Genomic DNA, 21,986 nt, shown 5'->3' with positions numbered 1-21,986 from the left:
TTCCCGCGAGCCGGCGGTGACGAGAGGCAGCGCACGGCCGTTGCCCGCGCTGGAGAGTAAGGACGCGTTCAGCAACGGCCGGAACATAGTCATCGGAAGTTTTCCTTTTGCAGTACGGGGTGCTGGTGGGTGACCAGGGGTGACGCGACGCCGCTCCTGGCGGTCTGGCGAGGGCCGATCAGCGTGGTTCGGTGGACCCTGTCGGCAAGCCGGGCGGGCGCACTCCGCAGCGGTGCGCACGCCGGCCGGTCGGCAGCTCGATCAGATGGTCGAAGTCACCGCCGTTGGTGCCTGGGAGAACGTTGGTAGCAATGGGCCTGCTCTTCATCGGGGGGCTACTCGTCCGCCGCGCGGCGGATCGCCGCGGGTAGGGCGTCCTCGTCCAGTTCCAGGACGATGCGGCCGTGTTCGGGGTCGAGGTGCACTCCCTCGATCTCCACGTAGACCCCCCAGATCACCACTCCCACGTCGGCGTTGGGCAGGCGGGATGCGGTGGCGAACAGGGCGTTACGCAGCACTGCGGTCTCCGCGGCTGCGCGGTTTGCGGGCCACGGCGCCCCAGGTGGAGACCTGCTCCGGAGCCGGTCCTCCGTCATGCGGGGCGCGAGCCCAGTCGCTGATGACGCCGAGTTCAGGCGGTGGCCGTTCGAGGTCGTCCGGGCTGGGTTGGATCAGATCGAAGCCGTCGAAGAACCGTTCGACCTGGACGCGGGTGCGAGCGTGGAAGTGGTCATTGCCGGGGTAGTGGTCGCCGGTCAGCGCGGTGACGGTGGCTTGCGGTAGCAGGTCGAAGCTGCCGTGCGAGAGCACCAGCAGGCTGCCCGGTGCGAGCGCGTCCTTGAGAGTGCTCACGATGGCGTAGGGGTCAGCGGTCTCGGGGATGAAATGCAGGACCGCAACGAGCAGCAGCGCCACCGGCCGGTTCAGATCCAGGGCGCCGACCAACCCGGGATCCCTGAGGATCTTGGCAGGTTCGCGCAGGTCGGCGTCAATGTAGGCGGTGACGCCTTCAGGTGTGCTGGTGAGCAGGGCACGGGCATGAGCAAGGACGAGCGGATCATTGTCGACGTAGACGATCCGGCAGGCCGGATCGGCCCGTTGGGCCACCTCGTGGGTGTTGTCCGCCGACGGCAGACCGGTGCCGATATCCAGGAACTGCCGGATACCAAGTTGCTCAGCGCTGTAGCGGACCGCGCGCTGCAAGAAAGCCCGATTCTCCCGGACCGCGGTCACGATCGCGGGCCACCGCTTGGCGATCTCGTCACCGGACTCGCGGTCGGCGGCATAGTTGTCTTTGCCGCCGAGCCAGTAGTTGTACCGTCGCGCGGGATGCGGCCGCGTCGTGTCGATCCGCTCACGCAGGTCGTCGCTGGTCATGACGAGACTCCCGGCGTGCCAGCCAGGTTGCGGCGCGGGTTGGGGACCACGCGGATGCGCGGAGCCAGGCGGCCGTTCGTTCCCGCCGACGTCGAGGGTGGAATCGGAGACGGCCGGTGCAAGCTCATCAGTGGGTCCTTTCCCTGCGGGTTGCTGATGTTGGCCGATGTTCGGGTGGTGGTGTGCCGCCGCGACGGCCCCGGAGAGTGGGGAGGCCGATGGTGGCGGCACACCACCGGGGTCCGGCCCTTCGCGATCGGGCGACGTCGATCGCATGCGGGGAGACGGGCCGGACGGGGCAGGCATCTTGTTCCCATCGCAGGTTCGGGTTGCGGTGGGCAGCTGACCTGCCGGGTTTAGGTGTCCTGGGCGGGGCGCCACATCCGGTACAGGCGGATCCCGGGGGCTACCGGCAGGGTGGCGGGGGTCATGTCGATGTAGCCGTGCCGCCGGTACAACCTGCGGTTGTCCTCACCGGTCGCCTCCAGATACGCGGCGGTGCCGGCGTCGTCGAGACGGGCATGAGTGTGCTGCATGAGGGCGCCGCCGAGCCCGCGGTTCTGCCGATCCGGACGCACGGCGAGGAACAGCAGGTGCCAGTGCGCCTCGCCCGGGTGGTGGGCGTCCATCTGCGCATCCAGATGCTCGAACCGTGACAAGTCGTCACCGGCCAAGGCAGTCAGGCGTCTGGTGTAGTCCTCGGGTTCGCCGGCCGTGCCGGTGCGGTCGAACCACACCGCCGCCGCATCCCCGGCCTCGGTCATGACGACCTGCCCGGCGCCGCTGATGGCGTGTTCGACCCACAGCCGGTACCAGTCACGGACCACCGGCCGACGCCGCGCCGGGTCTCGCACCAGGAAATGAATGACCGTCAGGTGGTCGAACGCGTCAGTGATCAGATCTGCTACCCGGTCGATGTCGCCGTCCGCGGCGATCCGCAGGGCCGGGCTCGTGCTATTGCTCGCGCTGGTTTCGAGGCCGGTCATGAGGGGTGCCTTTCGGAGAGGATGGCGGACAGGCCGGACGGTGCCGCGACGGCGCTGCGGGTGCCGCGACCGATGCCCTCGTAGACGCCGGGCCGGGCACGGCGCAGGATCAGACCCCAGCAGATACCCGCGGCGAAAATGATCAGGAAGGCGACCGGTACGACCTTGGCAGGGCCGGTGCCCGCTTCGACGCCGAACAGGGTCGGCAGGTTGGTCACGGCGAGCCAGGAGACGCCCAGCAGAATTACGACCGCGAGCAGCGGCGCGAACAGCCGGTGCCACAGCGTTTCACCGTGGGTGTCGCGGGCGAAGAACCCGATCACCGCGATGCTGGTTGCGGTGATCAGCAGCAGCACTCCGAGACCGCCGGAGGTGCTGCCCCAGTAGAACAACTGCACCAGCGGATCCCAGCCCGCGACCGCGTACAGAACGAGCACCCCGAACGCGAGACCGGTTTGCGCCAGGGACGCGTTACGGGGAGCACCCTTGCGGGTGCAGCGGCCGAACACCCGCGGCAGCACACCCTCACGGCCGAGCGCGAAGGTGTAGCGGGCGACCGCGTTGTGGAATGCCAGCAAAGCGGCGATCAGGCTGGTCCCCAACAACACATGCCCGACGTCGACGACCGCTGCGCCCAATACGACAGCGGTCTGGTTGAAGAACAGATCCGCACCCTCCGCGGCGGCCCGGTCGATGATCTGTGCTCCGCCGGCCGAGATCTGCACCCACGCGGCGAACACGTACACCGCCGCGATCGTGGCGATGGTGGCGTAGGTGGCCACCGGGATCGTGCGCCGGGGGTTCTTCGATTCCTCGATGTAGACCGCCGACTGTTCCACCCCGGCGAACGCGGTCATCCCGATCACGATCAACGTGCCCGCGCCCGGCGCCCACAGATTGCTCGGCGCCACCGCCGCGCCGGTGAAACCGAACCCCGGCGTGGCCATAATGGCGGCGCTGTAGAGCACCACCAGGATCGTCTCGGCGACGACCAACACGACCAGCACTTTCTCCGACAGGCTGATCTCGTTCGCTCCGAGCACCGCCACGAGCAGCCACACGGCGAACGCGGCCATAAACCACGGCAGGTCGATGCCGAACCACTGCTGGGCCAGCGGCACCGCGATCGCCGCACCGAACCCGCCGTAACAGCACAACTGGAACGCGTTATAAGTAGCCAACGCCAGCCACGACGTACCGACGCCGAACGGCCGGCCGATACCGTGCGCGACGTAGGCGTAGAACGCGCCCGCGTTCGGGATGTGCCGGGCCATCGCCAAGTACCCGACCACGAAGATCATCAGGATCGTGGCGACTGCGATGATCGCGATCGGGACGCCGAGCAGGCCGGTCACCGCCAAGGCGGTGCTGACCACCAGTGCGACCACCGTCAGCGGTGCCACTGACGAGGCGATCGTCGAACCGATCGCGAACGCGCCGAGCCGGTTACGGGCTAACGCGGTGGAGACCGTGCTCCCCGCGAGGGGGGCGGATACTGCGGACACTATGAAGTCCTCCTGAAACAAGGGATGAAGGGTGAGGGATGGGGATGTTCCGCGGTGTTAGCGCATGGCCGCCTCGCCGATAGCGGCGTCAGCAGCGCTCAGCAGTTCTCGCGACATCGGATCCAGGCCCTGCCCGAGCTGGTCGGCCAGAACGGAGCGTTCGTGAAGACTCAGCGTGGCCAGCGCGTGATGGTGCAGACCGGTCGCCAAGAACAACCCGGCTAGAACCAACTCCCGGCCGTTGAGGCTGTACCCACGCTGTATCGCCGTCGTGATGCCGTTCGCCGGATTCCCAGACACCGCAGAGTCGCACGGCACGAACCGCACCACCGGACTGCGGAACAGACGTGTGTGTCCCTGACGCTGCACCAGGCCGGCACGCTCAAGGCGGTCGATCACCAGCCGCTCGGCACGCTGCTCATAAGCCAGATACGACAACCACACGCCAAGGTCATGACCGCGCATCCGATGCCGGAACTCTCCCTGCACCACACTGGATCTGCCCCGCCCGTCACGGGCCGATTGCAGCCCATCCAGGCCATCGCCAGCCAGCCGAGGCCATTCGTAGCCTTCGTTCACCCGCGCATGCGCCCGGACCACCGGTGCGGACCGCTGCCAATCCCGCTCCTCCGTCACCATCGTCACCAGCAACGGAGAAAGAGCAGGATCACCAGGCAACACGTCCGTCGCGCGGAAAAGCTCACCCTGTCGCAATTCGGTGAAACCGCCATGCAGCAACTCGGCGAGCAGCCCCGCCGCCAATCCAACGGCCAGCGGCCGTTCACCGATACACGGCCTGCTATCAACGCCGTCATGCGCCGCAAGCCACAGAGCATCAGTGAGCTTCGACGCCAGGGATGACGACATGACGACCACCTTCCGCACCTACGTATTGACACGAGCCCACCTAGCGCTCGCAGCTGACCCACGGATGGATTTGTGTAGTCCCGCCGCTGCGGCTCCCAAGGCCGACGATGATGGAGCGCACCTAGGCCCTAGTGAAAACACATTTGAGGAGACTGGAAGACTGGAAGATCCTCCGCGGAAAGTGGAACGGGCCGGCGGCACGCGGCGCCGTTCAGCCCGTCATCACAGCGCGTTGCTTGAAATCGAGGCAGCGGCCAGCGGCCGTAGTAAGTTCGGCGGGTGGCCCAATTCCTTGGTGACGGACGGGGCAGTGCTCCGTCGTGATGATGATGCCGCACCCGGGACACCATCGCTGCGAACGTTTGGCGAGAACGAACCCGCCGAGGAGGCCCAGGAACAGTGCGAAGATCGCGATCACTGCTACCAGTAACATCATCGTTCTCTTCCTTCCGGCTTCGTCGCGATGATCCGTTGTGTCGGCGTGCGAGAACCGATCGCGCACCGACGGCATAGAGGATTCGTCTTCTGGATAGTTTCAATTGCAAACCCGTTCGGTCCAATACCAACTGGCTCGACCGTCGTGCCCGTGCGGCCACCGCTGTGCTCGCCGATCATCATGGCGAATGGGTCACCGTTGCCGGAAGGCCGCCTCGTCGTGGACAATGAGAATGTCCACGATGTAGACGTGAATTGTGTGAAAAGTGTCGCGTGCAGCTTCCGGTTCCGAGGGGTGAGGTCGTGCGGATTTTGGTCCTTGGCGGGTCGTGGTTTGTCGGTCGGACGCTTGTCGAGAGCGCCGTCGCGCGGGGCCACGACGTCACTGTGTACAATCGAGGCCGATCCCCTGCGGCGTTACCCGATGGTGTGCGCCATGTGAAGGGCGACCGCGAGAGCGCAGCGGATCTTAAGTCGCTGCTACAGGAAGGGCCGTGGGACGCTGCGGTCGACGTGTCGGGAAGTGTGCCCGCGGTTGTCGGGCGGTCGGCCGAACTGTTGGCACCGGCAACCGGACACTACACGTTCGTTTCGACGATTTCTGCTTACCGTGATTGGCCGCATGCTCCGGTTGATGAGGATTCTCCGCTATGGGATGGCTACCCGGACCTGGATCCTGTGACACGACAATGGGATCCCGATGCGTACGGTCCGCTGAAGGTGGGATGCGAGATGGCCTGCGAGCGGGCTTTTGGGAAAGAACGACTTCTAATTTTGCGACCGCATGTCGTGCTTGGCCCGCGCGAATACGTCGGCCGTCTGCAATGGTGGCTGACTAGAATTCACCGCGGAGGAGACATACTGGTGCCCGCACCTGACCGCGGTATTCAGCCGGTAGACGTCCGCGATCTATCTCTGTTCCTTCTAGAGCGGGTAGAAAATCTAGACAACGGCGTCTACAACGTTGCACCGAAAATGGGTGAAGCGACATTCGGTGACATGCTGAACGCGTGTGCCGACGCAGTCGGGGTAACGAATTGGCCGATAATCTTTGTCTGGGTTGACGAGGATTGGTTGACGAGCCGAGGCGTCACAGAGTGGACCGAGCTGCCGTTGTGGCGTAATGCGGCTGCGCCTTGGAGCATGCGAACCGATCGGGCTCACGCGGCAGGATTGCGTTGCCGTCCCCTAACCCGGACCGTCGCCGACACCTGGGCCTGGCTGAGACGTGGTGGCCGACCCGTCGAGCACGAACGTTTCAGCGAACATGGAATCAACCCGGCACGGGAGCAAATGCTGCTCAAACGATGGCTGACCGAGCATCCCCAGTCCTGAGTCGCTGCGGCGACCGCGTCAGCATCTTCTCGAACGCTCGGTTGATCGCCGGGTCTCGCCCGGCAACGTAGCGCGCCATCGGCGTGTAACCGCTGCCGATAAACAGCCGCAGCGCCGCGCTGTTGCGTATGCCGGTTTCCAGGATGATTCTGTGCGCGCCCCCGGCGACGGCGGCGCGCTCCAACGCTTCGAGAAGCTGATGACCGAGGCCGCATCCACGGGCTTCGGGAACCAGGTACGTCTTCTTGATCTCGAAGGTATCTCTAGATCTGTCGGCCCTGCGGCAACCACCGCAGCCGACCGGCCTGCTGTCTCGGTAGATGACAAGAAAGATCCCGCTCGGATCGTCGTAGACGTTCGGGTCAAGATCGACGGACTCGGCGTATCCGTACCGCCCTACCTGCTCGCGGTAGAACGCGCCGAGCATCCTCGCGGCGTCTGGATGATCGGTCCGCCGTACAACGAAAATGACGTCGTTGTGTGCATCACCATGGAAGGGTGCATCGAGATTGCCGGTGGTCATGCATGCAATAGTGCGGCATCGAACTCAGGAAGGAAGGCTTTGACCTCTGCGGACCGCGAGTGACGGCCCAGGACCGGCCGGAGGACCCGCAGGTAACTACGGCTACGAGGTGACTGAACTGTAGGCAAAAGCGGCAAACCGTCCCTGATCACTCCGATGGCCTCGCTCGTCCTGCCACGTTGCATGAGTGCCTGCGCGAGGAATGTGCTGTGGAGCAGCCCCGATCTGGCGTAGGCCGGCCCGTTGGCGTCGTCAGTACCAGTCATCTCGGCTACCGCGGTGCTCAGCACGTCGATTCCCTCGTCGAGCAGCCGCTTGCGATGGACGGTCGAGCGGGCCGCGAGCGTCACTAATGCCTGGCCGGTTTCCGCAGCCAGTTGCAGAGGGCTGAGGTAGTACAAAAACGTCGGCCTCGGTTCATCCGTGACGTCCTCACCGAGCAGGACAGCGGCTGCCTCGGCGCAGCGACGGAAGCCCGCGAGGTCACCGTCCGACGCAGCGGCGGTCGCTTCACGGCCAAGAAGTCGTGCCCTCATAAGCGCGTCCTGCGATCGGGACTCGGTGTGTGCCGCCTCGGCGAGATGCACGGCTTGGCGGCCGTGCCCAGCGAAAGCGGACACGTAGCTGAGCATTCCGATGACGTTCGCAGCACGTTCGGTGTCCCCCAGCGCGCGGCAAACGCCCACGCTGAGCAGCAGATATCGCTCCGCCGCACCGTAGCGGCTGGAGTCGAAATGAAGCCATCCGAGCAGTTGCGCCAGATCGGCCACGATTGCCAACAGCCGCCGACCCGTAGCGGCGTCGTAGCTCGCATATTCAACCATGTCCATCGTGCTGCGCAGCTGGGATGTCACATAACGCACGCTTAACGCGCCGCCACCGTGCCGATCATCCAGCCGCCGCAAATCGGCGACGTGAGCCGCAACAAGATCGACCTGCTCGGGATTAATGTTCTCATGATCGGGTCGCAGCCGGGCGGAGACTGAAAGGCCACGAAACTGGTCCAGTACCACTCCGATGAGGTCGAGACCGGAGGCATCACCGACCGGGCTTAACGGCGTAGCCGCGATGGTGGACAGGTGGCCGAGTTCACGCAGCAGATCATCTACATGTGACACCGACTCGAATCCGCTCGCCGCCGCTACCTCACCGGTCTCTGTGCCTGGCCAGAGCTGGCTTGTGTCGACGTTGAAACCGAGTCGCTCGGTCAGCACCGCTGCGACGAGCCAGCGCACGGACGGACGGGGCTGACCCCCACGGAGCCAGAAGTAGCCGGCGGTCGGATCGATACGCTGACGATCGCGTCCCTGCCGCGACAACCGCGTGTTGATGGCGGCCACCAGGTCACGTGGACCCCACGTCGCCAATCTCAAGAGATCAGCCAATGTAGACGGCGTGTCGGTCATGGGGCTCCTCCGCGCGTTGACAGCCCTACCGACGGTAGCGAAGCAGCTCCCTGAATGGGCGGTCCGGTGGAGGTACATCGAGGATTTCACGCAATTCACGGGGTGATACCAAATCTTCCCACACCTCGCGGAGGCGGCTGGATACCTAACGGAAGCGGGCAAGCCTTGCACCCATTCAGACCCGCACCCCACCACCAGACGGGCTGATCGCATTGACCTGCAACGAAATCCGGCACCTGCTGGTCGTCCACGTCATCGAACCGCCAGCCGCATCGCCTGCCCGGACACCTGGTCAACCTGGCAACGTCGCCACCAACACCGCGCCAAAATCAGCCACTACCAGCACCAACATCCATAACCATCACGATCTACGGCTGGCGTATTAGGCCACCACCTCCGTTAGCGTTTCCGGTTCTTGCGATCGAGGTGGGATGGTGCCCGGTTCGATCGCGGTCACGTCCTGTTCGGCCTTGAGCATCTTGAGCAGGAGTGACGCGCGTTCGTTTGACACGCCGTGCCCCTCGTCGCGCATGACGTCGGCAAGGTGGTCCCGCGACAGCGACAGGCCAGTCTCAGCGAGCGTGGCGCGGGCCGCCCGCGCGGCCGGAATAAGGTGCGCCACGGTGCGCACGTCGATCGGTGCCGCCGGGCCGCCCGGGTGCCCACTGCCGCCCGGGGCGGTTGTAGTCGGTGTGTCGGCCGACCGGTCGGCCGGGACGGTCGCGGACGGTGCCGCGTCGTCCCGTCCGCTCCGCCGGACGATCTCCGGGTCGGCCGGGACGGTCCCGGACGTCCGCTGATCGTCTCGAACCGTCTGCTGATCGTCCCGGACGATCGTCCGCTGATCATCTCGTGTTTCATGATCCAACATGGCGAACAACAGCTTCACGGACACGAGCATGGACAGCGCCGGCCACCCGGCAAGCGCCTTGCCGACCGGATCGGCGCCGCCCACGGCGACGTTCGCGGCGAGGCTCGCGGCGGTGCCGACGATCAGCGCCACCCACGGAACCCACCCGGTCGGGCGCCCGGCGCGTCGCTGCGCGACCAGGTAGAGGCTGGCCACGATCTCTAGGCCATCCACGCTGATCGGGAACGCGTACGACTTCCACCCGGTCTGATCGTGGTGGGTGGCCAGCTCCCGCATGTGGTCGAAGCTGATCGCGCCCGCGACCACCGCGAGTCCACCCACGAACAGGGCGGTAAGGATCAGCAATGTCTTGTCAGTCTTGGTGTTCACAGGGCCACCCCCTCGATAGCGGCGAGTGCGAGTAGGGCGGACAGATCGGCGAGCACCCGCCGCGCGTTCGCGGCGAGCATCGACAGGTACACGTCCCCGACCTGCACGCGTAGGTAGGTGTCACAGGTCCACGGGCGCACGCTTGTGTGAGCCATGCCGTCCCGTCCCGGACGGGCAGCAGGACCCATCCGGCGAGGCTTACCGGGACCGGGACCGACCGGTGTTCCCTGCTCAGGTCGGACCGGTAGTTGTCGGCTTGGCTGGCCGGATCGGCTGTGCATCGGGTCGGGCCGCACCGCGTTGGGTGATCGTTGGTGCGACCGGTTTGGGTCGGTTGTGGTTGCGGGTTGCACTTGTTCTTGGGCGCGGATCATGGCAAGGAGTCCTTTGCAGGTAAGGGATTCGATGGGCCGCCTCCCGAGGCGCGCGGGCGCCTAGGGTCGGGAGACGTGACGGCGCAAGGGCATGCGCCGGTAGCCCGACCCCGCGCTGCGGGGACCGGGCGAAATGATCAGGGTTCGCGGGTGGGAGTCACCCGAACGAGGGGCACACGGCGACCCACGCGGCCCCGGCAACTACGCTGAAACGGCGAGGCGCGTCCGGGAGGCGATGCCCCGCGCTGCGGGTACCGGCTGGACGTCGGCCTGACGGGTTGGGCGCCGCGCATCAGCGGCGCTGATCGACCCTAATCGGGTCAATGGGTGATCTTAAAAGTGTGCCAATTTTCTGGGTTCGGCTTGCCGACGCCGGCGGTGCCGGAGATCGCCGAGATGACCAGCGCGGCCGGCCGGTCCGTCAGCAGCCGGTCGAGGCGGTCGAGTTCGGCGGTGCGACCCGTGAACGGCTGCGGCGCGGGTGGCAGCTGAGCCGCCCGGACGGCCGTCCACCGCGCCGGCGGGTCCAGCTCCGGGTCGGCCCGGAGCACCGCCAGGTGCCGGTCGTGCAGTTCCGGTCCCGGCTCGACACCCAGCTCGGCCACCAGCCGGTCCCGGGTCCGGCGGTAGACGGCGAGCGCCTCGGCCTGCCGGCCGCAGCGGTAGAGCGCCAGCATCAACTGGGCCGCGAACCGTTCGCGCAGCGGATGGTGCGCCACCGCCTCCGCCAGCTCGCCCACCAGGTCGGCGTGCCGGCCCAGCTCCAGGTCGGCGTCGACGCGCATCTCCAGCACCGTGGCCCGGTAGTCGGCCAGCCGGTCGGTGAGCGCGCGCACCGCGGACAGGCCGGCGAACTCGGCCATCGGCGTACCCCGCCAGGTGGCCAGGGCGTCGGCGAGCTTTGCGGCCCGGCCGCGGGGGTCGGCAGTCGCGCGGGCGGCCCGGACCAGGTCCTCCACCCGGTCGAGATCGCGTTCACCGGGGTGGATCACGAGGGTGTAGCCGCCGGCGCCGTGCCGGATCCGGTCCGGGTCGCCGAGCATCCGGCGGAGCCGGTGCACGTACAGCTGGACCGTCTTGCGGGCGGTCGCCGGCCGGGTGCCGCCCCAGAGCTCCTCGATGAGGGCGTCGACCGAGACCGGCGTGCCGGCCCGGCAGATCAACACCGCGAGCAGGCGGCTCGGCATCGGCTGATCCAAGGTCGCGGGGCGTCCGTCGACGACCACCCGCAGGCTCCCCAGTAACCCGAACTCCATCGCGAACGCCTTCCCCCCGAGCGCCGGCCGGGTCCATGAAACCACCGTGAAACCGGTCATCGCCAGGCTTCGATCGTGCCCGCCACGGGGGCGAGGCACCGAGAGGGGAGAACGCATGCGATTCCTGAGAGGACTGTTGGTGGCGGTGCTGCTCGCCACCGGCCTGGTAACCGTGGTGGGCAGCCCGGCCCAGGCCGCCATCTGGGTCTATTACGGACGGTACGAGCTGCGGAACAGCTACACCGGCACCTGCCTGGACGCACACTTCAACGGGGGCGGCCTCAACGGCAACAGGGTGGGGTTGTGGCAGTGCAACGGCGGGATCAGCACGCAGTGGGACCTCTACGAGAACATCGATGCGGTGGACTACCGGTTCCAGCTCGTCAACGCGCGGACGCCGACCGACAACAGCCAACGCCGTTGTCTGGACTACCCGGCCAACTCCGGCGGCGCCAACGGCTTCCAGTACCTGCTGTGGGACTGTGTGAACAGTTCGGGCCAGAAGTTCCGGAGGGACTACAACGCGGACCTCGGCGCGTACATCTTCGCCGTCATGCTCGGCGGGCCGCACAACCACATCGACGCTTTCGCGTCGGGCGGTCTCGGCAACGGCAGCCCGGTGGGCAACTGGGCCTGGACCGGGCATCCGTTGCAGCATTGGGAGCTCTGGCCGGTGTAAACGACATGAACGGAGCCCTCACGCATTCATGCATGGGGGTTCCTCCATTCATCTACCTATGCTCCGAATATGTCTCGTGTCCTGTACCGAGCCCTTGCCGCCACCACCGTGGCCGTGCTTGTGGCGACGGCGAATCCCACCCCGGCCCACGCCGCGCTGCCCACCCTGGCGGTCGGCGCGACCACCTCCGTCAACGACACCGTCGGCAGTGGAAACACCTGTGCCGGCTTCCTCGACGAGCGCAACAACCTCGGTTACCTCGGCATCCGGCGGGTGTTCGCGTCGGCCGGGCAACTGCCGCCGGCCGACGCGGTCACCTGCCACACCACGCACAACGCCACCCTCTGGTTCTCGTTCAAGACCTCGTGCACGCCGGCCGTGGTGGCCACCGGCGGCTGCGACACCGAGATCCTGAACATCGCGGCGGCGATGCCGGCGAACAGTTTCCTGACCTATTTCCACGAGCCCGAGGACGACATGACCGGCACGCAGTTCGTGGCCGCTTTCAGCCATGTCTATCTGGTCGCCAAACCGGTCAATCCGTCGGTCAACATCGTGCCGATTCACATGTCCTACCAGTGGCGGCCGGGCTCGCCGGGGGTGACCAACAACGGGACCGGCGGCGACCGGGAGATCCAGGACTGGATCGTGCCGCCGCTGTTCGCCGACGCGTACGGCTTCGACCTCTACTGGCAGGCCAGCACCCGGGGCAGCGAGCCGGACAACCCGGTCAGCGTCGGCAGCGACCCACGGATGACCCGCTGGTACAACGCCTTCTCCGGGCTGGGCCGTCCGCTCACCCTGCCGGAGTGGGGCATCGACGACGACCAGGGGGTGCGCGCCTCCCGCGGGCCGGCGATCCGGGCCTCGCGCACCTGGCTGACCGCCCGCAACTTCCGGGTGATCAACTACTGGCAGATGGACAACTGGTATCTGGGTGCCACCACGGTCCCGGCCGGCGGGTATCTCGACCCGGACGGCGTCGCCGCGTACCAGGAACTCGTGGCGGCGGCTATCCCCTGACCATCAGGTGCAGCGTCATCCCGGCCTCCACGTGCGGCAGGTTGTGACAGTGGTTGGCCCACATGCCGGGGTTGCCGGCCACGAAGGCCACCTCCCAGACCTCGCCGGGCCGGACGTCGAACGAGTCCAGCCACAGCGGGCTGCCGGTCGCCGGCTGGCCGTTGCGGGACAGCACCAGCACGTGATGTCCGTGCAGATGCCACGGATGCACCACGGTGGAGCGGTTGACGACCGTGAACTTCACGGTCTCGCCGAGGCGGGCGACCTGGACCCCGGTGTCCGGGTCGGCCGCGCCGTTGACCGTGTGCGCATAGCGCGGGAGCAGGCCCTTGAGGTCCAGGCCCCGGTCGAGCACCAGGGTGAACTCCCGGTCATGGCGGCTCCACGGCACCGGCGCCGGCCGCCCGTAGCCGAGCGGGTCCAGCACCGGCCACTTCCCGGTCGCGGTGGTCACCGCTCCGGTCGACCAGATCGCCCGGCCGTCGACGAGCAGCGCCACCGGGGTCGCCGGCGCGGTGAACACCAGGTCGTAGCGCCCGCCGGCCGGGATCAGCACCGCGGTTCCGGTCAGCGGCGCCGGGCCGGCCAGGTCCGAGCCGTCGATCGCGGCGACCAGGAACGGGGTTCCGGTCAGGGCGTAACGATGCGTTGTGTTGTCGGTGTTCACCAGCCGTAGCCGGACCGGCTGCCCCGCCGCGATCCGTTCCGTCCGGGGCTCCGGCAGCGTCCGGCCGCCCAGCGTGTGCACCGGGATCGTGACGTCGACGCCGGTCACCGGGACGGTGCGGACCACCAGCACGCCGTACAGTCCCTTGCGGACGCCGACATCGGAAACCGCGTGCGTGTGGTACCAGTAGGTGCCGGCCTGGTCGGCGCGGAACCGGTAGACGAACTCCGCGCCGGGCAGCACCGGCGCCTGGGTGATGCCGGGCACGCCGTCCTGGCTGTTCGGCACGTCGTACCCGTGCCAGTGCAGGGTGACGCCGCGCTCGATATCGGTGTTGCGCAGCGTCACCTCGAGGACGTCACCGACGGTTGCGGTCAGCTCGGGCCCGGGCACCTGCCCGTTGAACGCCCACCCGGTCGCCGTGGTGCCGGCGACCAGGGTGAAGCGCTTGGTGGGTTCGCCCACGCCGGCTGCCACACCGGCTTCATGCAGATGGGGTACGACGTCAGCACTACCCGGCTGCGCGGCGAGCCCGGTGCCGGCCACCAGCGCCGCGGCCGCCACCACGCCGGCCGTCCGGGAGACCGTGCGGGACGGCCGCGCGCCGAGCAGCCGCCAGGTGACCGCGGTCGCGGCGATCACCCCGGACGCCGCGAGCAGGGCCGCGCCGGCCGACGCCGGATAACCGTGCAGCACGGTCACCAGGAGAGCGGCGCTGTGCGCGTACCCGGTCAGGAAAAGCGCGACCCCGACGGACCGCGACCTCAGCCACCAGGCGCCCGCGCCCGCCGTCGCGATCAGCGACAGCGGGGCCGCGATCAGGACCTTCTCCGCGGCGAACCACCACCCGGCCCGGGCGAGCGCGACGATCGTCACGACCCGGGCCAGCGTGGCGACCAGGGCGAAGGCCGCCAGGCCGAGTGCGAGGCGGCGCCGCCCCGTGACCGACGCCGCCCCGCCGCCCAGCCAGCCTGCCGCCGCGAGAACCGCGATCAGCAGGTCGGCAGCGAGAATCGAACCGGTGGTCATGCGGCGGTCACCGGTCGATGTGGCACCGGCTGGTCCGGCCCCGGCTGGTCCGGCACCGGTTCGCCCAGCCGGCGAGCCGCCCGCGCGACGCCGACCGCGACGTGCACCGCCACGATCCCGTTGACCGCATGCAGGCCGCCGACGACCAGCCCGACCACGGTGCTGGAGCCGGACTCGTCGGTGAACCCCTTCGCCAACCCGGCGAGCAGAGCCTGCAGGACGACCAGGCCGAACGGCAGGGCGGCCAGCCCGATGACCCGGCCGGGCGCCTTCGCCAGCGCGGCGAGCAGGACGGTGAGCAGGGTGAGGATCGGGATGACGGCCATCCCGGTGATGCTGTGCAGCGCATACGCGCCGTCGTCCGCGGGCTTCGTGAACGCGCCCACGGCGGCGAACACGAACTGGAACGCGAACGCGACGATCAGCACGCCGCTGACGATGGAGAATGCCTTGCGCACGGTGGCCCCCTAACGGAAAGCCGGAGCCAGTGCCCCGGCGATGTGCTCGGTCGCGGTGATGGCGCCGTACGCGACCAGGCGGACCAGGTCCTCGTCCGCCGGCCGGGACAGCCGCCAGAGGCCGACGTCGCCCACGCTGATCGCGCCCGGCGCGAACGCCGCCAGCAGCGCGATGCGGGTGCCCACCCGGTCGGCCGCGGGCAGGTCGCGGGTCAGTTCGGTGGCCCAGGCCGCCGCGTCGGCCGGGTGCCGGCCGTCCTCCCAGCGCACGGTGGCCGCGACGGTCCGGCGGGCCACGGCGCTCAGCAGGTCGCCGCCCGGTGCGGCGGCGTCCCGCAGCGCGGCATAGGCGACGCCGACCGGGTCGTCGGCGGTCGCCGCGGCGCCGATCAGCGGAAGGCTGCGGCCCGGCTCCTTCCGCTCCCGGGCCACCCGGGCGGTGAGGCGGCCCGCCACCGACCGCACCGCCGGGAACCGCTGCACGCCCCCGGGCAGCAGGTCCGGAGCCAGCAGCGCGGAGACGATCCGGTTGATGAAGTGGAAGGCGAGCAGCGTGCCGGTGAGCTCCGGGCCGTACCGGCCCGACCAGCCGGCGTCCCGCGGCGTCCGGCTCGCCGCGGCCCACTCGGTGAGTTCGGCGAGCCGGGGCTGCGCCGGGGTGCCGCCGCGGGCCACGACCTCGGCCAGGTCGTGCTCGCCCAGCGCGTGCAGCAGCGTCGCGTGGGAGTCCACGCAGAACCGGCACCGGTTGGCCCGGGACACGATCGACGCCACGACCTCGCGCTCGACCCGGGACGTGTCGCCGGCCAGCAGGGCCTCGCGCATCAGGACCCAGGTCGCGGCCTGGATCTCCGGGACCGGCGACAGCGCCTGGAAGGTCGGCAGCGGCCCGAGGAAGTCCGCCCGCAACTGCCGGTAGACCTGGGCGGTGCGGCCGGTTGCCGCCGCCGGTGGGGCAGGGGTGAAGAAACGGTAGGTCATGGGTCTCGATGCTGGTCGCGGCGGGCCGCGAGGGCGTCGTGCCACCGCAGGCTCTTGGCGCGGCGGGATACCGCGTACGCAGTACGGCCGGCGCCTGCGCCCGCGGGATGCCCGCCACCGGCGCGCCGTCCTAGAGTTCGGTCATGCGTCCTGACCTGCCCTACGTCCTGGTCGGCGCCGTGCTCGGCGGGTTCCTGCTCGGCAACGCGTCGCTGGCGCCGGACGCCGGCCCGGTCGGCGCCCTCGACGTCGCCCTGGTGCTGGTCGCGGCCGGGGCGCTGGCCGGGTGCCGCCGGTTCCCGGTGCCGGCGCTGGCCGTGGTGACCGCGACCATGCTGGCCTTCCACGTGCGCGTGCACGCCGGGGTGGCGGCCGGGTTCGCCGTGCTGGTCGCCGTCTATGTGGCCTCCTGGCGCGGGCACCGGGCGGCCGCGGCCCTGGCCAGCGTCGTGTTCCTGGGCGGGTTCCTGGCCCGCGACATCTCGGCGGCGGAGGCCGGCCAGCCGGGCCAGCAGATCGTCGAACGCACCAGCCTGCTGCTCGGCTGGTTCCTGGCGGCCAACATCGCCGGGCTGGTCGCGCGGCAGCGCCGGGCGTACGTGGAACAGGTCGAGCAACGGGCGGTCGAGGCCGAGCGCACCCGCGAGGAGATGGCGTTGCGGCGGGCCGGCGAGGAGCGCCTGCGCATCGCCCGTGACCTGCACGACTCGCTCACCCACAGCATCTCGGTGATCAAGGTGCAGGCCGGGATCGCCGTGCACCTGGCGCGCAAGCAGGGCGCCGAGCCGTCACCGGCGCTGCTGGCGATCCAGGAGGCCGGCAGCACCGCGATGCGCGAACTGCGGTCGACGCTCGAGGTGCTGCGCTCGCCCGGCGACGACGCGGACCGGGTCGGGCTGCACCGGGTGGACGAACTCGCCGAACGGACCCGGGCGGCCGGCGTGCCGGTGGTGGTCACCGTCTCGGGTGCGGCCGCGGACCTGCCGATAGAGGTGGACCAGGCCGGTTACCGCATCGTGCAGGAGGCCCTCACGAACGTCGCCCGGCACGCCGGGCCGGCCACCGCCGACGTGCACGTGGAATACACCCCCGCCGCGCTGACCGTCTCGGTGACCGACGACGGCCAGGCTCCGGCGGCCGGTCCGGTGACGCCGGGCGTCGGGCTGAGCGGCATGCGGGAGCGCGTCCTGGGCCTGGGGGGCACGCTGGACGCGGCGCCGCGCGACGGTGGCGGGTTCGCCGTCCGCGCCACGTTCCCACTGGACGGCGCCGCATGATCCGGGTGCTGCTGGCCGACGACCAGCCACTGATGCGCGCCGGATTCCGCGCCCTGCTCGACGCCGAGGAGGACGTGGAGGTGGTCGGCGAGGCGGCCGACGGCCTGGCCGCGGCCCGGCAGGCCCGGCTCCTGCGGCCCGACGTCGTGCTGATGGACGTGCAGATGCCGGGGCTGGACGGCATCGAGGCCACCCGGCGGATAGCCGCCGATCCCGGCCTGGCCGCGGTCCGCGTCGTCATCCTCACCAACTACGGGCTGGACGCGTACGTCTTCGCCGCGCTGCGGGCCGGTGCCAGCGGCTTCCTCCTCAAGGACGCCGACCCGGCCGACCTGTTGCAGGCCATCGCGGTGGTGGCGCGCGGGGACGCGCTGCTCGCCCCGGCGGTGACGCGCCACCTGATCAGCGAGTTCGTGGCGAGCCCGGCGCCGGCCGAGCCGGCCGCCGGGCGCGAGGTGCTGACCGCGCGGGAACAGGAGATCGTCGGCCTGGTCGCCCGGGGCCTGAGCAACGAGGAGATCGCCGAGCGGATGGTGATCAGCCCGCTGACCGCCAAGACCCACGCCAACCGGGCGATGATGAAGCTGCACTGCCGCGACCGCGCGCAGCTGGTCGTATGGGCGTACGAATCGGGCCTGGTCGTCCCGCGCCGCAAATGACGATGGGCCTGATTGTGGCGGCACCCGTTCGGGGGAATGCCGGTAGGCGCCGGAGGCGAGGCGCCATATCCTGGTCCGGAACCGCAGAGCGGCGTGCACCTGACCAGCAATGACGACCGAGGAGTAATGATCGTGCTGGCAGTTCGCGGCGTTCCCGATCTTACCGTGCACGACCATTTGTGTTTCGTGTACGACCGGGACGCCGAAGTCCGGCAGGCGTTGGTGGAATACGCCCTCGCCGGTCTTGCGCGCTGGGAGCAGGTCCGGGTCTTCACCGTTCCGGGTGCGGCCAGCGCCACCATTCTGGACGATCTGCGCGACGTCGGTCTGCCCGTCGACGATCTGGTGGACTACGGCCTGCTGATCGTCGATTCCGCCGAGTCGGCGTATCTGGCCGAGGGTGTCTTCGATGCCGACGAGCGACTGGAGCGCTGTGCCGGCGCGGCCCGATCCGCCATCGCGCAGGGACACACCGGCCTGCGGGTGTACGTCGAGACGCATTTTCTGCTGCGGCATCCCGACGCGCTGTCCGCCTGGCCGGCCTACGAACTGCATACCGACCTGCTGGTGAAACAGCTGCCGATCACGGCGATGTGCGGGTACGACGCCCGCCGCTGGCCGACCCGGAACCTGATGCTGGCCGAGCCGCTGCACACCCGGCGGTCCCGCCAGCACAGCGCGTTCCGGTTGAATGTCGGCCGGGACGGCACCCTGCGGTTGTCCGGCGACGTCGACTTCCTGACCGCCGCCCAGGTGGATCGGCTGCTGGCCCAGACGGCGCCGAGCCGGCCGACCGCGGTGCTGGACGTGAGCGGCGTCTGCTTCATCGACGTGAGCGGTGCGCGCGCCATCGGCAGGTTCTGCGAGGCCATCGCCGACGAGCACGGGCCCACCACGCTCCGCGGAGCCACGCCACTGCTGCGCAAGATCTGGAAGCCGGCCGGCTGGTCGGAGTACTTCCCCCACGCGATCCTCGAAGATTGACGATAATCGGGATGCCACTTGCCCACGAAGCACTGATCTACGACAACGACAACCAGTTCGTCGATGCGCTGGTCCCGTTCCTCGCCGGCGGGCTGCGGCGCGGCGAGGGCGTGATCGCGGCCGTCACCGCGCACAACATCGACCTGCTGCGGCGACGGCTGGGCGACGACGCCGGCCAGGTCACGTTCATCGACCGCGACACCTGGTACCGGCGGCCCGCCGCCACCATCGCCGGATGGTCCGGCCTGCTCGATGCGGAGCGGGCGCGCGGCCGGCAGTCGATGCGCGTCGTCGGCGAGGTGGAGTTCGGTGCCGCAACCCGGCAGGACACCTGGATACGGTACGAGTCCGCGGTCAACGAGGTGTTCGTCGACGTGCCGGCCCGGATCATCTGCCCGTACGACACCCGCCGGCTGCCGGACCGGGTCGTGGCCAGCGCCCGGCGAACCCATCCGGTCATGACCGCCGCCCGGGGCGACTCCGGGCCGGGCTACCAGAAACCGGCCGAGCTGCTGCGCGACCTGGCCGAACCGCTGCCACCGGTCGCCGGCGAGGCGTTGCTCGTGCTGGACCTGACCGGGCCGGCCGGCCTGCGCCGGGCCCGCCAGACCCTGGTGGCCGTGGCCCGCGCCCTCGGCTGGACCCGGCCGGCGGTCGACGACCTGCTGCTGGTCACCACCGAGGTGGCCGTGAACAGCCTGCGGCACGGCCGCGGTGACCGCCGGCTCCAGGTCTGGGTCGACCAGCGGGCGATCACCTGTGAGGTGACCGACCACGGCAACGGCCCGGCCGACCCGCTGGCGGGCTACCGCCCGCCGCAGCACCCGCACCGCCGGGGTGTCGGGCTGTGGCTGGCCGGCCAGCTCTGCGACGGTCTCGCCATCGACCGGCACGACGGCGAGACCCGGGTCCGCTTCCGATTGACCGGTCAGTAGGTCCCGGCCGGTGTCCTGACCGGCCGGCTGTCGAGCCACTCGTCGAACCGGTCCGACGGGACCGGGCGGGAGATGTAGTAGCCCTGGAGCGCGTCGCATCCGACGGCGTCCAGCTCCTGCCAGGTCGACAGGTCCTCGACGCCCTCGGCGATCACCCGCAGGCCGAGGTTGCGGCCCAGTTCCACGGTGGAGCGGACGATGACCGCGTCGCGCTCGCTGATGGTCATCGAGCTGACGAACGAGCGGTCGATCTTCAGCTCCTGCACCGGCAGCGTCTTGAGGTACGCCATCGAGGAGTACCCGGTGCCGAAGTCGTCGATGGACAGGTGGACGCCGAGCGCGTGCAGCCGTTCGACCACCAGCATCGCGCGGTCCGGGTCGGCCATGATGGCGCTCTCGGTGATCTCGATGGTGAGCAGCCGGGCCGGCACCTCCCACCGGGCCAGCAGGCCGGCGACCTCCTCCGGGAAGCCCAGGTCCAGCAGCCGGTGGGTGGACACGTTGACCGCCACGGTGAGCTCGTGGCCGGCCAGGATCCAGGCGTGGCACTGCTGCAGCGCAGTGTCGAGCACGAACGTGGTCAGCGGGGTGATCAGGCCGGTGTGCTCGGCCAGCGGGATGAACTCGTCCGGCGGGATCAGGCCGTGCTCGGGGTGCTGCCAGCGCACCAGCGCCTCGGCACCCAGCGCCGCGCCGGTCTGGGCGTCCACCTTCGGCTGGTAGTGCAGGACGAGCTGGCCCTGTTCGATGCCGCTGCGCAGGTCGCCGGCGAGGGTCAGCTTGCGCGGGTCGGTGCTGGCCTGGCTGCTGTCGAACATGGTGTACCCGAGGCGGTTGGTCTTCGCGGTGTACATCGCGATGTCGGCGCGCTGGAGCAGTTCCTCGGCGGTGCTGCCGTGCTGCGGGCTGAGCGCCGCGCCGATGCTGCCGCCGGCGGACAGGCTCAGGCCGTCCAGCACGAACGGCGCGTCCATGGCGTCGCGCAGCCGGGCCGCCACCGCGGCGACGTCCTGCTCGTCGGTGACACCGGGCAGCAGGACGGCGAACTCGTCACCACCGAGGCGGGCTACCGTCTCCTCGCGCCGCAGGGCGGCACGGAGCCGCTCGGAGACCTGGACCAGCAGCTGGTCGCCGTAGTGGTGGCCGAGGGTGTCGTTGACCTCCTTGAACCGGTCGAGGTCGATGAGCAGCAGCGCGGCGCCGGCCGTGCCGTGCTCCGGGTCGGTGGCCGCGGTGATGCACTGGTGCAGCTGGACCCGGTTCGGCAGGCCGGTGAGGGCGTCGTGCGTGGCCTGATACGAGGCCCGGCGGAAGGCCCGGGACCGCACCCGGTGCGACTGCCACACCACCAGCACGACGGTGAGCGCGGCCACCGCCAGGATCAGGACGGTGCCCAGCCGGGCCCGGTCGTCGGCCCGGTCGGCGAGTCGCTTGTAGTGGTGGTCGGCCGCCTCGATTGCCGTGACCAGGGTCTGGAACGCCGGGTCGGCCTCCCTCTCGTCGACCTGCCGCACGGCCTCGATGTCGCCCTCGGCGAGCAGGTCGAACTCGTGGTCGACCGCGGCGTCGTAGGCCAGGAAGGCGTCCTGCACCGCCTGCGCCTCGGCGCTGGCCGGATCGCGCTGCGCGAACTGCTCGCCGATGGCGTCGACGGTCTCGTCGACCTCCTCCCGGGCCTGCGCAGCCTCCGGTGACAGCTGACCCGCCATGACGGCCTGGAGCCGCAGCGTGCTCTGCTGCCACGCGGCGACGTCCATCTCGGTGAGCAGCATGCGCAGTTCGCCGCGCTCGGCCGCGTACTGCTGGAGCTGGCTGATGGCCACCGCGCTCCCACCGGTCACGGCGACGCCCAGGAACACCGTCAGCCACGTCAACCCGAGGCGCCGGGCGTTCCGCCGCATGGCCGCCGTCCGCGCCGGTGCCGGACCCTGACGCCGACGGCAGGCGTTGCCGCCGGACTGCCGGCCCGATATGAAGCTCTGCATACGGC

Annotated in this window: 20 protein-coding genes and 1 pseudogene; 7 read left to right on the top strand and 14 right to left on the bottom strand. The window is 69.4% G+C overall.

Features of this window, described 5'->3' with window-relative positions; genetic code table 11:
* Window positions 1-335: 335 nt before the first annotated feature.
* From Ari01nite_RS34630 to Ari01nite_RS34610, 5 genes are all read right to left on the bottom strand, one after another.
* Window positions 336-518 (bottom strand): hypothetical protein, encoded by a 183-nt coding sequence (locus tag Ari01nite_RS34630; RefSeq protein ID WP_203786472.1) that lies wholly within the window; start codon window positions 516-518, stop codon window positions 336-338.
* The gene (locus tag Ari01nite_RS34625; RefSeq protein ID WP_203786471.1) at window positions 508-1,377 is read right to left on the bottom strand and encodes an SAM-dependent methyltransferase; all 870 of its coding nucleotides are present in this window, start codon (window positions 1,375-1,377) and stop codon (window positions 508-510) included. Before Ari01nite_RS34625 ends, Ari01nite_RS34630 begins: the two co-directional genes overlap by 11 nt.
* Before the next feature lie 356 nt (window positions 1,378-1,733).
* The gene (locus Ari01nite_RS34620) at window positions 1,734-2,363 is read right to left on the bottom strand and encodes a GNAT family N-acetyltransferase (protein WP_203786470.1); all 630 of its coding nucleotides are present in this window, start codon (window positions 2,361-2,363) and stop codon (window positions 1,734-1,736) included.
* Window positions 2,360-3,868, bottom strand: a complete 1,509-nt coding sequence (locus tag Ari01nite_RS34615) for an APC family permease (RefSeq protein WP_239163280.1) — start codon at window positions 3,866-3,868, stop codon at window positions 2,360-2,362. Before Ari01nite_RS34615 ends, Ari01nite_RS34620 begins: the two co-directional genes overlap by 4 nt.
* 57 nt (window positions 3,869-3,925) lie before the next feature.
* Window positions 3,926-4,735, bottom strand: a complete 810-nt coding sequence (locus Ari01nite_RS34610; RefSeq protein ID WP_203786469.1) for a GPP34 family phosphoprotein — start codon at window positions 4,733-4,735, stop codon at window positions 3,926-3,928.
* A gap of 708 nt (window positions 4,736-5,443) precedes the next feature.
* Here Ari01nite_RS34610 and Ari01nite_RS34605 point away from each other — a divergent pair.
* Complete coding sequence (locus Ari01nite_RS34605) at window positions 5,444-6,505, top strand: NAD-dependent epimerase/dehydratase family protein (protein WP_369076778.1); 1,062 nt, start codon at window positions 5,444-5,446, stop codon at window positions 6,503-6,505.
* Here the strand turns inward: Ari01nite_RS34605 and Ari01nite_RS34600 are convergent.
* From Ari01nite_RS34600 to Ari01nite_RS34580, 5 genes and pseudogenes are all read right to left on the bottom strand, one after another.
* Window positions 6,471-7,028 carry a GNAT family N-acetyltransferase gene (locus Ari01nite_RS34600; protein ID WP_203786467.1) on the bottom strand — a complete coding sequence of 186 codons (558 nt, stop codon included), beginning with the start codon at window positions 7,026-7,028 and terminating at the stop codon, window positions 6,471-6,473. The genes Ari01nite_RS34605 and Ari01nite_RS34600 overlap by 35 nt on opposite strands.
* Entirely contained in the window at window positions 7,025-8,434 is a 1,410-nt protein-coding gene (locus Ari01nite_RS34595; protein ID WP_203786466.1) for an NsdA family TPR-like regulatory protein, read from the bottom strand. Before Ari01nite_RS34595 ends, Ari01nite_RS34600 begins: the two co-directional genes overlap by 4 nt.
* An 850-nt stretch (window positions 8,435-9,284) precedes the next feature.
* A pseudogene (locus Ari01nite_RS51730) lies at window positions 9,285-9,674 on the bottom strand (DUF2637 domain-containing protein); the annotation flags it as partial.
* Window positions 9,671-9,829, bottom strand: a complete 159-nt coding sequence (locus Ari01nite_RS34585; RefSeq protein WP_203786465.1) for a hypothetical protein — start codon at window positions 9,827-9,829, stop codon at window positions 9,671-9,673. The gene Ari01nite_RS34585 and the pseudogene Ari01nite_RS51730, both read right to left, overlap by 4 nt.
* A gap of 539 nt (window positions 9,830-10,368) precedes the next feature.
* On the bottom strand, window positions 10,369-11,364 hold the full coding sequence (locus tag Ari01nite_RS34580; protein ID WP_203786464.1) for an AfsR/SARP family transcriptional regulator: 996 nt from the start codon (window positions 11,362-11,364) through the stop codon (window positions 10,369-10,371).
* Between the two features lie 55 nt (window positions 11,365-11,419).
* On the opposite strand from Ari01nite_RS34580, the gene Ari01nite_RS34575 reads away from it, so the two are divergent.
* Window positions 11,420-11,983 carry an RICIN domain-containing protein gene (locus tag Ari01nite_RS34575; protein WP_203786463.1) on the top strand — a complete coding sequence of 188 codons (564 nt, stop codon included), beginning with the start codon at window positions 11,420-11,422 and terminating at the stop codon, window positions 11,981-11,983.
* 69 nt (window positions 11,984-12,052) lie between these two features.
* Window positions 12,053-13,006: a hypothetical protein gene (locus Ari01nite_RS34570; RefSeq protein ID WP_203786462.1), complete on the top strand. Its 954-nt coding sequence runs from the start codon at window positions 12,053-12,055 to the stop codon at window positions 13,004-13,006.
* Here the strand turns inward: Ari01nite_RS34570 and Ari01nite_RS34565 are convergent.
* Genes Ari01nite_RS34565 through Ari01nite_RS34555 form a run of 3 tightly spaced genes read right to left on the bottom strand, consistent with a single transcriptional unit; the run spans window position 12,996 to window position 16,141 of the window.
* Complete coding sequence (locus Ari01nite_RS34565) at window positions 12,996-14,702, bottom strand: multicopper oxidase family protein (RefSeq protein ID WP_203786461.1); 1,707 nt, start codon at window positions 14,700-14,702, stop codon at window positions 12,996-12,998. The genes Ari01nite_RS34570 and Ari01nite_RS34565 overlap by 11 nt on opposite strands.
* The gene (locus tag Ari01nite_RS34560; RefSeq protein ID WP_203786460.1) at window positions 14,699-15,160 is read right to left on the bottom strand and encodes a DUF6220 domain-containing protein; all 462 of its coding nucleotides are present in this window, start codon (window positions 15,158-15,160) and stop codon (window positions 14,699-14,701) included. The genes Ari01nite_RS34565 and Ari01nite_RS34560 overlap by 4 nt, the downstream gene beginning before the upstream one ends.
* A 9-nt stretch (window positions 15,161-15,169) precedes the next feature.
* Window positions 15,170-16,141: a carboxymuconolactone decarboxylase family protein gene (locus tag Ari01nite_RS34555; RefSeq protein ID WP_203786459.1), complete on the bottom strand. Its 972-nt coding sequence runs from the start codon at window positions 16,139-16,141 to the stop codon at window positions 15,170-15,172.
* A 143-nt stretch (window positions 16,142-16,284) separates the two neighbouring features.
* Here Ari01nite_RS34555 and Ari01nite_RS34550 point away from each other — a divergent pair, with 143 nt between their 5' ends.
* The 4 genes from Ari01nite_RS34550 (at window position 16,285) to Ari01nite_RS34535 (ending at window position 19,996) form a co-directional block, all read left to right on the top strand.
* The gene (locus tag Ari01nite_RS34550) at window positions 16,285-17,418 is read left to right on the top strand and encodes a sensor histidine kinase (protein WP_203786458.1); all 1,134 of its coding nucleotides are present in this window, start codon (window positions 16,285-16,287) and stop codon (window positions 17,416-17,418) included.
* Window positions 17,415-18,077 (top strand): response regulator, encoded by a 663-nt coding sequence (locus Ari01nite_RS34545; protein ID WP_203786457.1) that lies wholly within the window; start codon window positions 17,415-17,417, stop codon window positions 18,075-18,077. The genes Ari01nite_RS34550 and Ari01nite_RS34545 overlap by 4 nt, the downstream gene beginning before the upstream one ends.
* Before the next feature lie 132 nt (window positions 18,078-18,209).
* Window positions 18,210-19,061 carry an MEDS domain-containing protein gene (locus Ari01nite_RS34540; RefSeq protein WP_203786456.1) on the top strand — a complete coding sequence of 284 codons (852 nt, stop codon included), beginning with the start codon at window positions 18,210-18,212 and terminating at the stop codon, window positions 19,059-19,061.
* Window positions 19,062-19,072: 11 nt separating this feature from the next.
* Entirely contained in the window at window positions 19,073-19,996 is a 924-nt protein-coding gene (locus tag Ari01nite_RS34535; RefSeq protein WP_203786455.1) for a sensor histidine kinase, read from the top strand.
* Here Ari01nite_RS34535 and Ari01nite_RS34530 read toward each other — a convergent pair.
* Window positions 19,990-21,981, bottom strand: coding sequence for a putative bifunctional diguanylate cyclase/phosphodiesterase (locus Ari01nite_RS34530; protein ID WP_203786454.1), 1,992 nt, complete (start codon window positions 21,979-21,981; stop codon window positions 19,990-19,992). The two genes, Ari01nite_RS34535 and Ari01nite_RS34530, sit on opposite strands and share 7 nt — an antisense overlap.
* Window positions 21,982-21,986 lie beyond the last annotated feature (5 nt).

The organism is Paractinoplanes rishiriensis (assembly GCF_016862375.1).
GTDB classification, from domain to species: Bacteria; Actinomycetota; Actinomycetes; order Mycobacteriales; family Micromonosporaceae; genus Actinoplanes; species Actinoplanes rishiriensis.
This window is presented reverse-complemented; position numbering and strand designations above follow the sequence as displayed.